8 protein-coding genes are annotated in these 12,378 nt (G+C 67.6%); 2 read left to right on the forward strand and 6 right to left on the reverse strand.

Annotated features, from left to right (window positions below; all coding sequences use genetic code 11):
• Nucleotides 1-113: 113 nt before the first annotated feature.
• Together polA and SH591_RS09335 are read left to right on the forward strand one after the other, a co-directional pair.
• Complete coding sequence (polA, locus tag SH591_RS09330) at nucleotides 114-2,882, forward strand: DNA polymerase I (protein WP_324748894.1); 2,769 nt, start codon at nucleotides 114-116, stop codon at nucleotides 2,880-2,882.
• Complete coding sequence (locus SH591_RS09335; RefSeq protein WP_324748895.1) at nucleotides 2,879-4,411, forward strand: lipopolysaccharide biosynthesis protein; 1,533 nt, start codon at nucleotides 2,879-2,881, stop codon at nucleotides 4,409-4,411. Before polA ends, SH591_RS09335 begins: the two co-directional genes overlap by 4 nt.
• Here the strand turns inward: SH591_RS09335 and SH591_RS09340 are convergent.
• From SH591_RS09340 to htpX, 6 genes are all read right to left on the reverse strand, one after another.
• Nucleotides 4,368-5,897 carry an FAD-dependent oxidoreductase gene (locus tag SH591_RS09340; protein WP_324748896.1) on the reverse strand — a complete coding sequence of 510 codons (1,530 nt, stop codon included), beginning with the start codon at nucleotides 5,895-5,897 and terminating at the stop codon, nucleotides 4,368-4,370. The two genes, SH591_RS09335 and SH591_RS09340, sit on opposite strands and share 44 nt — an antisense overlap.
• Before the next feature lie 92 nt (nucleotides 5,898-5,989).
• A complete protein-coding gene (gene purH / locus SH591_RS09345) occupies nucleotides 5,990-7,579 on the reverse strand; it encodes a bifunctional phosphoribosylaminoimidazolecarboxamide formyltransferase/IMP cyclohydrolase (protein WP_324748897.1) in 1,590 nt (529 codons plus the stop codon).
• A 91-nt stretch (nucleotides 7,580-7,670) separates the two neighbouring features.
• Nucleotides 7,671-9,407: a heparinase II/III family protein gene (locus SH591_RS09350; protein WP_324748898.1), complete on the reverse strand. Its 1,737-nt coding sequence runs from the start codon at nucleotides 9,405-9,407 to the stop codon at nucleotides 7,671-7,673.
• Nucleotides 9,404-10,066, reverse strand: coding sequence for a ribulose-phosphate 3-epimerase (gene rpe / locus SH591_RS09355; protein ID WP_322831243.1), 663 nt, complete (start codon nucleotides 10,064-10,066; stop codon nucleotides 9,404-9,406). Before rpe ends, SH591_RS09350 begins: the two co-directional genes overlap by 4 nt.
• 79 nt (nucleotides 10,067-10,145) lie before the next feature.
• Nucleotides 10,146-11,402: an RsmB/NOP family class I SAM-dependent RNA methyltransferase gene (locus SH591_RS09360; protein ID WP_324751360.1), complete on the reverse strand. Its 1,257-nt coding sequence runs from the start codon at nucleotides 11,400-11,402 to the stop codon at nucleotides 10,146-10,148.
• Nucleotides 11,399-12,343 carry a zinc metalloprotease HtpX gene (gene htpX, locus SH591_RS09365; protein WP_324748899.1) on the reverse strand — a complete coding sequence of 315 codons (945 nt, stop codon included), beginning with the start codon at nucleotides 12,341-12,343 and terminating at the stop codon, nucleotides 11,399-11,401. Before htpX ends, SH591_RS09360 begins: the two co-directional genes overlap by 4 nt.
• Nucleotides 12,344-12,378: the final 35 nt, after the last annotated feature.

The following is a 12,378-nucleotide window of genomic DNA, read 5'->3' on the forward strand; positions in this document are numbered from 1 at the left end:
GATGCTGTCCCTGCCACCGCCGGGTTGAACGGGGGATTACGAAAGGGCGCGGCGATCCCCACACGCTGTCGCACCCCCTCCCATTGGCCGGACGACTAGGCTAGACCCGGCCGATGTCCTCCCAGCATCTCTACCTCGTCGACGGCTCGAGCTACATTTTCCGCGCCTTCCACCGGTTGCCGCCGCTGACAAACCGGCACGGACTCAATGTCGGTGCCGTCTATGGCTATACGACGATGCTGTGGAAGCTGGCCGAGAGCCTGCACAAGCAGGATGGCCCGACGCATCTGGCGGTGATCTTCGACGCGTCGTCCAAGACGTTCCGCAACGAGATGTACGACAAGTACAAGGCGCATCGGCCGCCGCCGCCGCCCGAATTGATCCCCCAATTCCCGCTGATCCGCGACGCCACGCGCGCCTTCTCGCTGCCTTGCATCGAGGAAGAAGGGCTGGAGGCGGACGACATCATCGCCTGCTATGCCAAGGCGGCGTTGCGCGAGGGCTGGAACGTCACGATCGTCAGCTCCGACAAGGATCTGATGCAGCTGATCGAGCCCGGCCTCGACATGCTCGACACGATGAACGACCGCCGCATCGGCCCGGATTATGTGATCGAGAAATTCGGCGTCCCGCCCGAGCAATTGGGCGAAGTGCTGGCGCTGATGGGCGACAGCGTCGACAATATTCCCGGCGTGCCCGGCATCGGCCCCAAGACGGCGTCGAAGCTGATCATCGAATATGGCGACGTCGAAGCGGTGCTCGCCGCCGCGCCGTCGATGAAGCCTTCAAAGATGCGCGACAATCTGATCGAGCATGCCGACAATGCGCGGCTGTCGCGCGAGCTCGTCCGGCTGGTCTGCGATTCGCCTCTGCCCGAGCCGCTCGAAGACCTGACGATGAAGGGCATTCCCGACGCCCCGCTGCGCGAATTCCTGGAGGACCAGGGCTTCCGGTCGTTGCTCGCCAAATTGAACGGCAATTCGCAGGTCCAGGCACCGTCCACTTCGCCGTCGGCGACCCCGGTCCAGTCCGAGGTCCGCCCGGAGCCGAAGATCGACCGCTCGGCCTATGCCATGGTCACCGACGAGGCCGAACTCGACCGCTGGATCGCCGAGGCGCGCAAGAACGGCTTCATCGCGCTCGATACCGAGACCAATTCGGTCGACTGCGTCAGCGCCACCCTGGTCGGCATCAGCCTCGCCACCGAATGCGGCAAGGCCTGCTACATTCCGCTCGAACATGGCGGCCACGATCTGCTCAGCGAGCGCCCCCACCAGCTCCCCGCCGCGCTCGTGCTCGGCAAATTGAAGCCGTTGCTCGAGGACCCGGCCGTCCTCAAGATCGGCCATAATTTCAAGTTCGACTGGGTCGTGCTCGATCGCCGCGGGATCAAGGTCGCGCCGCTCGACGACACGCTCGTGATGAGCTTCGACCTCGATGCCGGCGGGCTCAACAGCCATTCTATGGACGATCTCGCGCGCAAGCATCTCGATCACGAATGCCTCACGTTCAAGGAATTGTGCGGCACCGGCCAGAAACAGATCAGCTTCGACCAGGTGCCGATCGCGCGCGCGACGGAATATGCGGCCGAGGATGCCGACGTCACCTTGCGCCTGTGGAATCGCTTCAAGACGCGGCTGGCACACGAGCGCGTCGCCCGCATCTACGAAATGGTCGACCGCCCTCTGGTACCGGTCGTCGCGCGCATGGAGCGCGAGGGCGTGAAGGTAGACCGCGAGGAGCTGCAGAAGCTCTCGGCCGAATTCTCCGCGCAGATCGGCGAGCTCGAAGAGCGGATCTGCGGCGAGGCCGGCTGCCGCTTCACGATCGGCTCGCCCAAGCAGTTGGGCGAAATCTTGTTCGACAAGATGGCGCTGAAGGGCGGCCGCAAGGGCAAGTCCGGCGTCTGGTCGACCGACGTCACCGAACTCGAGCGGCTCGCCAAGGACGGAGTGCCGATCGCCAACCTCGTGCTCGAATGGCGCCAGCTCTCGAAGCTCAAGTCGACCTATACGGACGCGCTGCAGGAGCAGATCAACAAGGATACCGGGCGGGTCCATACCAGCTACTCGCTGTCGGGCGCGCAGACCGGCCGGCTGTCCTCGACCGACCCCAACCTGCAGAACATCCCGATCCGGACCGAGATCGGCCGCCGCATCCGCGACGCCTTCATCGCCGAGGAGGGCCATGTCATCCTCGCCGCAGACTACAGCCAGATCGAGTTGCGCCTCGCCGCGCACATGGCCGACGTGCCGCAGCTCCGCCAGGCCTTCGAAGAGGGCGCGGACATTCACAACATGACCGCGCAGGAGCTGTTCGGCGAGGTCAACCGCGACACCCGCGCCAGCGCCAAGACGATCAACTTCGCGATCCTCTACGGCATCTCGCGCTGGGGCCTGGCCGGACGCCTTGGCGTCACCGCCGACGAGGCGCAGGCGATCATCGACCGCTATTTCGAGCGCTTCCCCGGCATCAGCAACTATATCGCCGATACGCTCACCAAGGCGCGCGATGTCGGTTTCACCACCACCTTGTTCGGCCGCAAGACGCATTTCCCGCGCATCAAGGCCAAGAATCAGGGCGAGCGGCAGGGCGCCGAGCGCGCCGCGGTCAACGCGCCGATCCAGGGTACCAGCGCCGACATCATCAAGCGCGCGATGGCGCGGATGTGCCCGGCGCTGGAGGCGGCCGGCCTGGGTTCGACGCGCATGCTGATGCAGGTCCATGACGAACTGGTGTTCGAAGTGCCCGAGGCCGATGTCGAACGCGCCAGCATCGTGATCCGGCAAGTGATGGAGGGCGCCGCCGAGCCGGCGGTGAAGCTGTCGGTGCCGCTCGGCGTCGAGATCGGCACGGGCCCCAATTGGGGCGCCGCGCATTGAACACGACTGCCCCGGCCGACGACGACATCGCCGCGCTGGCGAAAGGCGGGCGGACCAATTTCTTCGGTTTCCTGCTGAGGCTGGCGGCCCGGCTCCCCTTCCTGTTCATCGCCGGCCGCATCTACGGCCCCGAGGCGCTGGGCCGGTTCGCCTACGCCGTCCTGATCGTTGAGTTCGCGGCGCAGCTCGCCACATTGGGCCTGAAGCGCGGCCTTGCGCAGCAGCTTTCGTCGACCGACAAGCCCCATGTCTGCGTCGTCGCAGACGCGATGCTGGTAGCCTTCCTGGCCTCCGCCGTGGCGACGATCCTGCTCGCCATCTTCCCGCAGGCGATGTTCCCGAACAGCGCGATTCACGGGCTCGAATGGCTGTTGCCGCTGATCGTGTTCGCCGTGGCCGGGTCCGACGTCGCGCTGGCGGCCCTGGCCTATCGCCACAATGTCCGGGCCACCGTGACGGCGCGCGCGATCGTCGAGCCGTGGACGATCAGCATCGCCGCCTTCCTGCTCGCCTTCGTGTCGTCGCGCGACGGCCTGATCATCGCCTACGTGCTGTCGATGCTCGCGGCCCTGCTCGCGTCGCTATGGCCGCTCTACAAGAGCTACGGCCTGCCGCGCGGCTGGCGCCCCCAGCCCGGCGTCCTGTGGGCGCTCGCCCGGCGCAACACCCCGCTCGCCATGGCCGACGCGATCGAATGGGGATCGCGGCGCATCGACATCGCCATCCTCGGCCTGTTCTTCTCTCCGGCCGTGGTCGGCATCTATTATGTCGCGCAGCAGGTCGCCTCGCTGCCGCAGAAATTGAAGACCAGCTTCGACCCGATCCTCGGGCCGGTCATCACCGAGAAGCTCGCCGAGGGCGACCGCAAGGCCGTCGCTAACCAGGTGCGCCAGGTCGGCTTCTGGATCATCGCCGCCCAGGCCGGCATCGCGCTCGCGCTCGGCATTCCCGGCGAGGCGGTGATGGGCCTGGTCGGCCCGCAATTCGTCGGCGGCACCGGCGCGCTCGCCTTCCTGCTCGCCGCCGAAGCCATCGCCGCCACCGCAGCCGTCTCGGAAGCGGCGCTGGTCTATGTCGCCCGCCACCGCAATCTGATGATCTCGCTGCTGATGATCGTGGTCCAGATTGGCTTGTCGGTCGCGTTGATCCTCGGCATGCGCGCGCTCGACTGGCCGATCATTTTCCAGGCCGCGGGTCCTGCGATCGCCTTGTGCCTGGCGCTCGGGCTCTCCTCGATCCTCAAGGCGCGGCTGCTCAGCCGGCTGCTGGAGGCGCCGGTGCAGGGCTGGCGCTGGCCGCTCGTCTGGGCCGCCGCCGCGGCCGCCCTGGTCGGCTACGTCATTACGATCCTGCCGCAGTCGTTCGAATGGTTCGAGCTGGTCGTCGGCATCCCGCTCATCCTCGGCACCTTCGGAATCGTCGTGTGGAAGCGCGGTTTCACCCACGAGGACCGCATCCTTTTCCGGATGAAGAAGCCGAAGGAAGTTACTCTTCCGCCGCCGCCAGGGGCTTCACCGCCGGCCCGTTGAGGACCTGCCCGTCCGGCGCGAATTGCGAGCCGTGGCAGGGGCAGTCCCAGCATTTCTCAAACCCGTTCCAGTGGACGAGGCAGCCCATATGGGTGCAGGCGGCCGAGCGGCGGACAACGGTGCCGTCCTCCGCCTTGTAGGTGGCGATCTTGCTCAGCCCTTCGCGGATGACGGCGCCTTCGCCCGGCGCGAGATCGTCGGCCGAGGCGACCTGCCCCGGCGTCAGATATTCGGCGAAGTTCTTCGCGGCGCCGGCCTGGCCCTTCAGGAACTCCTTCGCAGCAGTTGGCGCGGCCGACTTACGCGCCGGATCGAAGACGGGGGCGTAGCGGCTGTCCTCCCCGATGATCAGCGGCAGGATGGTCAGGCTGCCGGCGACGCCGTTGGTGATGCCCTGCCCGGAATCGCCGGTGTGGATGTAGATGTTGGTATTGCCCGGGTTGCGTCCCGAGAACGGCATGAAGTCGATCGGCTCGAGAACCTGGCCCGACCAGCGATATTCGGCGCGGGTGAAGCTCGGATAGCGCTCGCGCGTCCACCCTTCCAGCGCGGCAAGCCGCTCGTCCATGTCGGCGGCCTCGCCGCTGCGATGGTCCTCGCCGCCGACGATGAGCAGGTCCTCGGTGTCGCTCAGCGGCTGGATGCGGACATAATGATAGGCGTCATAGGTGTCCCACGCGAGTGCGTCGGGCACCGAGCCCTTCGCCACCCGGCCGGCAATCGCATAGGTGCGGGCGGGAAGCTGCTTGGCGTGGATCGCGACCTTGTCGTTGGTCGGCGAGTTCGTGCAGAAGACCGCTGCCGACGCACGGATCACATGCCCGGCCTCGGTCGTGATCTCGACGCCGCCGTCGACCTCTTCGTCGGATACGTGGGTCGTGTCGGAATGGAGTCGGCCGCCGCGCGCGGCGATGGCGCTGGCCAGGCCAGCGAGATATTTCATCGGGTGCAGGCGGCCCTGATTTGGGAAACGCAGCGCCGGCCCGGTGTCGATGCCCGGGATGGGCGCACGATCGGCCCATTCGACCGGCACGCCGATCGTCTGGCAGGCCTGATATTCTTCCTCCAGATCGGCGCGATGCTCGGCCTCGGCGGGGAACAGATAGCCGTCGACCCGCGCGAAATCGGCATCGATGCCCTCGTCGCGGCAGATCGCCTCGATGCGGTTTACGGCGGCAACCTGGCTGTCGTGGTAAAGCCGCGCCTCGTCCGCGCCGCGGACCCGGATCAGCTCGGAATAGAAATCGTCGAGCTCGGTGGCGAGGTGCGCGGTGGTTCGCGCGGTCATGCCCCAGCCGATCCTGCCGCGGTCGATGACGATCACGCGGCGGCCGAAGCGCGAAAGCTCGTAGGCCGTCGACAGTCCGGCGATGCCCGATCCGATGACGACGACGTCGCATTCGGCGTCGGTCGTGAGCGGCGGCGCGTCGATCGCAGGCCCGGATTCCATCCAGCAGGAGGTGCTGCGCTCGTCGCCGACGTTCATGTGCGTCTCCCTTGTTCTTGGGAGCGCCAACGGACTTGCGCGCGGAATCGTTCCGGCTGCGGCGACCTGCCGCAGCCGGGTGGACGCCGCGCTTAGTGGCGGAAGTGGCGCATGCCGGTGAACACCATCGCCAGCCCGGCTTCGTCGGCGGCGGCGATCACTTCCTCGTCGCGAATCGAGCCGCCCGGCTGGATCACCGCGGTGGCGCCGGCCTCGACCGCCGCGAGCAGCCCGTCGGCGAACGGGAAGAAGGCGTCCGAGGCGACCGCCGAGCCGATCGTGCGCGGCTGGGCCCAGCCGGCCTTCTCGGCCGCATCCTTGGCCTTCCACGCGGCGATGCGCGCGGATTCGAGGCGGTTCATCTGGCCGGCACCGACGCCGGCGGTGGCCCCGTCCTTGGCATAGACGATTGCGTTCGACTTGACGTGCTTGGCCACCGTCCAGGCGAACAGGGCGTCGGCCAGCTCCTGTTCGGTCGGCGCGCGCTTGGTGACGACCTTCAGCGCCTCGCGCGTCACCCGGCCGTTGTCGCGGGTCTGGACGAGGTAGCCGCCGGCGATCGATTTCAGCATGAAGCCGGTGCGGGCCGGATCGGGCAGCGCCCCGGTCAGCAGCAGGCGCAGATTCTTCTTTCTGGCGAAGACGGCGCGGGCCTCGGCGTCGGCGTCGGGCGCGATGATCACCTCGGTGAAGATCTGGGTCATCGCCTCGGCGACCTCTCCGGTCAGCGGCTGGTTGACGGCGATGATGCCGCCGAACGCCGAGACGGTGTCGCAGGCGAACGCTTCCTCATAGGCCTTGAGCAAGGTCGGCGCGGAGGCGACGCCGCAGGGATTGGCGTGCTTGACGATGACGCATGCCGGGCCGGCGTCGCGGAACTCAGCCGCCAGCTCGAGCGCCGCATCGGCGTCGTTGTAATTGTTGTAGCTGAGCTCCTTGCCCTGGACCTGCTCTGCCTGGGCGATGCCACGGCTGTGCGGGCCGGCGGGAAGGTAGAGCGCCGCCTTCTGGTGCGGGTTCTCGCCGTAGCGCAGCTCCTCGCCCTTGTTCATGATCGCCGGCAGCATGTCCGGGAAGAATTGCTGCTGATCGGCGAAGGCAAACCAGGAGGCGATCATCGAATCGTATGCCGCGGTAGCGGAAAAGGCCTTGGCCGCCAGCCGCTTGCGGAAATTGAGTGACGTCATGCCGCCATTCGCGTCGAGCGCCTCGATCAGTTCGGCATAATCGGACGGGTCGGTGACGATCGCGACGTGGGCGTGGTTCTTGGCGGCCGAACGGACCATCGAAGGGCCGCCGATATCGATATTCTCGATGATCTCGTCGCGGCCCGCGCCCTTGGCGACGGTCTGGGCGAATGGGTAAAGGTTGACCACGACCAGATCGATCGCGCCAATTTCATGCTCCTGCATCGAGGCGACATGCTCGGGATTGTCGCGGACGGCGAGCAGGCCGCCATGGACCTTCGGGTGCAGGGTCTTCACCCGTCCATCCATCATTTCCGGGAAGCCGGTCAGGTCCGAAATGTCGCGAACGTCCAGGCCCGCATCGCGCAGCGCCTTGGCCGTCCCGCCGGTCGAGACCAAGTCGACGCCGTGGCGCGCCAGGGCCTGGCCCAGTTCAACGAGGCCGCTCTTGTCAGAAACGGACAGGAGCGCACGGGTGATTTTCACGTCGGACATGATGGTTCCTGTTGGGACGGCGCGGGACGCGCGGCCAATGTTGGCGCCCCCATAACGCCATCGTCGCCGACCGTCACCCCGGGGCGGCGCCCTAACCGGCCCGTTTCAGGACCCAGCTGATCGTCATCCCGTCGGCGGGCGTTTCGCCCGAAACCACCAGTTGCAGGCTGGGATGCGGCTTGGCGTCGCCGTCGATCCAGAGGCTGTCCTCGATTGTCAGCTGGCCGCCGCGGCAGCGGAACTGCCAGGTCGTGTGGCCGCGGATCCGGAGCAAAGCGCCCTGCCCGTCGGCGGTGCTGGTCACTTCCACCGCCGGCGCGAGATGGAAGCGCACCGCGAAGGGGATGGGTTCGGCGCGGCGGCGCCGGCCGCCCGGCATCAGGCAATCCTCGCCCTTCAATTCACGGCCGTCGGCAGAGAGGAGGAGCTGACGCTGGTGGAGGAGGCCGAAACGGCGAACATAGCCGTCGTGGCTGGCCTCGACCATCGTCGTGCCGCCAGTCTCGTCGCGCGAGAGCTCGACCTGGCTGACGCCCTTGCCGAGGCTGCCATCGTCATGAACCGCGGTGGAATTGCGATCGCCGAGCGTGACCGTCGTATGCGCCGCGGTCGTGCGCAAGCCCTGGATCAACGCGTCGGGGAGAGCTGGCGGGCGGGCGCCGCCGCAATTGACGATCAGCCGGTCCGGTCCGTCGCTGAACTCGAACGCGAGGGTGGAGGCGCAGCCGCCCGCGATCGTGCGGCTCGGAGGAGGCGGCGCCGCGTCGAAGATCGCGATGCTCTTGCGCGCCTCGAGGCGATGATAGCCCCAGCCGCGCGCCTGGCGCAGCGCACGGGTGCTGACGCCGGAACCCTCGATCGCCGCCAGCACGCGTCGGGCCGAGACCATGTTGCCGCCCTGCCAGCTCGACAGCGCGTCGTCGCCGAGCGTGACCGACAGCAAGGCGGCGACGCTGCCCGAGAGCGCGTCGGCAATCTCTTCGGGCATGTCGCGCCGGGCGGCATTGTAGACGGTGCGCAGCTGCGAAAGGATTTCGACCAGGCGCAATTGGTCGGTCGGGGACCGGCTGACCAGGCCGCCATCCTCGTGCAATGCCGTCGCCAAGGCCCGGATCAGCCCTGCTTCGCCGGCGCCGAGCCGCGCGGGGCCGCCCTGCACGACCACCGCGGCGGTGATGACTCCTGCCCAGGCGGTGACGCGCTGCAGTCCGGCCGGCGCCTTGTCGGCGCTGCGGTCGAGGTGGCGGGCGCCGCGCGCGAGCGCGTTCAGGACCGCCGAGCGGTAGACGAGGTCGCGGCTCGACAGGACGTAAGGCGCATAAGCGGTCCAGAACAGGATGCGGCGCCCCCAGAGGTCCGCCCGCCACGCCCGTTCCGAGATGGTATCGGCATGGCTGTCGAGCCATTTGCGGACGAGTCTTTCGGCGATCTGGCAGGCCTTTTCGCGGGTGGCGGCGGCGGCGAGGTCGCGCAGCCAGGCGAAGCTCTGCAGATAATCGGCGAAATCCTGCGGGATCGTGGGGTCGGCGAAGTCGAGCTTGTCGATCGGGACCGAGCGGCCGCGGTGGAGGATCTGGCCCTGGAGAATGGCCGTGCCGGCAGCCTTGTCGCCGGCGATCGGGTCCTTGGGAACGGCGAGCAGCTTCAGCGGGAAGCGGCCGCGAAGCCGGAGGGTGTGGAACGGAGTGCGCCAGGCGAGGCGGTGGAGGCGGTAGGCGACACGTTCGGAGAGGGACAGGCCGCGGTCGTCCCCGACACGGATCAGCCGCTTGCCCTGTTCGATCTCGTCTTCAGTGCCGGTGGCGTCGATCCGCTCCAACAGGGTCATGGTCCCCTAAGCCCCCTGATATTCTCCGCATATTTCTCCGGGCCGCCGCGGAAGGTGGCGGTGCCGGCGACCAAAGCGTCGGCCCCCGCCTCGATGATCCGGCGGCAATTATTCTGGTCGACACCGCCGTCGACCTCGAGGTCGATCGGCTTGCCCAATTTGTCGATCTGCTTGCGGATCGCCTCGATCTTGCGCAGCTGGCTCTCGATGAAGCTCTGCCCGCCGAAACCGGGATTGACGCTCATCACCAGGACAAGGTCGATCTCCTCGAGCACGTAATCGAGCATCTTGGCCGGGGTCGCCGGGTTGAGCGACACGCCCGCTTTCTTGCCGAGCGACTTGATGCGCTGGATCGTCCGGTGGAGATGCGGACCGGCCTCCGGGTGCACCGTGATCATGTCGGCGCCGGCTTCCGCGAAGGCATCGAGGAAGCTGTCGACCGGCGAGATCATCAGATGGACGTCGAAGGGCTTGGCCGTGTGGGGCCGCAGCGCCTTCACGACGCCGGGTCCGATCGTGATGTTGGGGACGAAATGGCCGTCCATCACGTCGACATGGATCCAGTCGGCGCCGGCTTCGTCGATGGCGCGGACCTCCTCGCCCAGCCGGGCGAAATCGGCGGAGAGGATCGAGGGGGAGATACGAACAGGCTGTTGCACAGCGAATCATTAACCCCCGCGAGTCGCGGGGGCAAGAAAGCCGCGCACTTTATCCCCGGTTAATTGCAGAGCGCTGCGATCAGCTCCGCCGGAAACGCGCCATGAAGAAGCCGTCGGCCCCGCCGTGCTCCGCAAAAGTGCCCGGCAGGATGCGGAGCAGGCCGTTATTGGGCCGCATCTCGGCGGGGACTTCCGACGGGTCGATCGGATCGATCCTGAAGTCGCGACGGGCGGCGAGGAACGCCTCGACCACCTTCTCGCCCTCCTCGGGCTCCAGCGAGCAGACCGAATAGACGAGTGTCCCGTCCGGCTTCAGCCAGCCGGCCGCGCGGGTCAGCATCGCCTTCTGGCCTTCGGCCAGCTCGGCAATCGCGCGCGGACGGACGCGATGCAGCACGTCGGGATGGCGGCGGAAGATGCCGGTTGCCGAGCAGGGAGCGTCGAGCAGGATCGCATCGACCTGCTGCGGCGGGCTCCACTTCATGACGTCGGCGGCGCGGATGTCGGCCTTGAAGCCGGTCCGCTCCAGATTCTCGCGAAGTCGCGCCAGACGACTTTCCGAAGCGTCGATCGCGGTCACGTCGAAGCCGGCCGCAGCAAGCTGCATCGTCTTGCCGCCCGGCGCGGCGCAGAGATCGAGCGCCCTGCGGCCCTCGCCCTGCCCCAGCAATCGCGCCGGAATGGAGGCGGAAATATCCTGCACCCACCAGTCGCCTTCGCCGAAGCCGGTCAGGCCGGCGACGGCGGCGCCGCGCTCCAGGCGGAGGTGGCGCGGCATCAGGCTTACGCCTTCCATGCCCTCGGGCGGTGCGTCCGACGCGAAGATCAAATCGAGCGGCGGCGGTACGGCCATGGCCACGGCTGCGGCGCGCGCGACCGCGCTGCCCCAGGCTTCCTCCCATCTTTGCTGCACTTGCGGCGGCAGGGTGGGGATCTCGGGAAGCATGGCGCCGTTGCGGATCAGGGTGCCGAACACGCCGTGGACGAGCTTCCGCGGCCCGCCGTCGACCAGCGGCAGAACCGTCGAGATGGCCGCATGCGCCGGCGTATCCAGCGCGAGCGCCTGGACCAACGCGATGCGGAGCGCGAAGCGCGCCTTGGCGTCATCGGGCAAAGGCTTGCGGGTCGCGCTGTCGATCAGCGCGTCGAGATCGGCGAGGCGGCGCAGCGTCTCGGCAACGATCGCATGCGCGAAGCCGCGGTCGTCGGCGCGGTCGAGGTCGCGCGCAGAGCTGTCGAGCGCCGCTTCGAGCGGGAGCCCCTTGCGGAGCACCGCATCGAGCAAGCGAAGGGCGGCACGGCGCGAAGCGGTGCCGATCGGTTCGTTATTATTCAGCGTCTGCGGCCTAACGGATCAAGCGCGCTCGAGGCGCGGCGGGTTTTGGGGACGGAGGTGTGCGGCGCGCTGCCCCGGCTGTGTGCGAGAGGCGGCGGAGAATGGAGGCCCATCTCGCCGGCGAGATCCTCCAGCGCGGCGATGCGGTTGCCGGTGTCGGGATGGGTCGAGAACATGCTGTCGCGCCCGGTGCCCGACGGGACGATGTAGAGCGAAGCGGCGGCGGGATTGCGCAGCGACACCGGGTTGGGAACCCGCGCCGCGCCCGCGGCCAGCTTCGCAAGCGCCGAAGCGAGCGCGCGCGGATTGCCGGAGATTTCCGAGCCGGTCCGGTCCGCTTTATATTCGCGGGTGCGGCTGATCGCCATCTGCACGATCATCGCCGCGAACGGGGCGATGATCACCGCCGCGATCATCGCCAGCGCATTGCCGCGATTGTCGTCGCCGGAGCGGAAGAACAGGCCGAAATTGGCGAGGAAGGAGATCGCGCCGGCGATCGTCGCCGTCATCGTCATGATCAGCGTGTCGCGATTCCTCACATGCGCCAGCTCGTGCGCCATCACGCCGGCAATCTCGTCGCGGTCGAGCATGGCGAGCAGGCCGGTGGTCGCGGCGACGGCGGCATTCTCCGGGTTGCGGCCGGTGGCGAAGGCATTGGGATGCGGCGATTCGACCAGATAGACTTTCGGCATCGGCAGGTTCGCGCGTGCCGCGAGCTGCTGGACGATCCCGACCAGCTCGGGCGCGGTGCGGCCGTCGACCTCGCGCGCATTGTGCATTTTGAGCACGATCTTGTCGGCGTTCCAGAAGGTGAACAGGTTCATGCCGGCCGCGATCACGAGCGCGAGCAGGGCGCCGCCCTCGCCGCCGAGCGTATAGCCCAGGCCCATGAACAAGGCGGTCATCGCCGCCAGCAGCATCAAAGTCTTCAACGAGTTCATCTTGCGTCCGCGCCTTCCACGCCCGAAATGTGGGG

The sequence above is a fragment of the Sphingomonas sp. LY54 genome, assembly GCF_035594035.1.
Classification (GTDB): Bacteria; Pseudomonadota; Alphaproteobacteria; order Sphingomonadales; family Sphingomonadaceae; genus Allosphingosinicella.

Bases quoted from the DNA above. Each gene is read 5' to 3' on its own strand.
- polA (WP_324748894.1), top strand. From the start codon at position 114: ATGTCCTCCCAGCATCTCTACCTCGTCGACGGCTCGAGCTACATTTTC.
- SH591_RS09340 (WP_324748896.1), bottom strand. From the start codon at position 5,897: ATGAACGTCGGCGACGAGCGCAGCACCTCCTGCTGGATGGAATCCGGG.
- purH (WP_324748897.1), bottom strand. From the start codon at position 7,579: ATGTCCGACGTGAAAATCACCCGTGCGCTCCTGTCCGTTTCTGACAAG.
- SH591_RS09350 (WP_324748898.1), bottom strand. From the start codon at position 9,407: ATGACCCTGTTGGAGCGGATCGACGCCACCGGCACTGAAGACGAGATC.
- htpX (WP_324748899.1), bottom strand. From the start codon at position 12,343: ATGAACTCGTTGAAGACTTTGATGCTGCTGGCGGCGATGACCGCCTTG.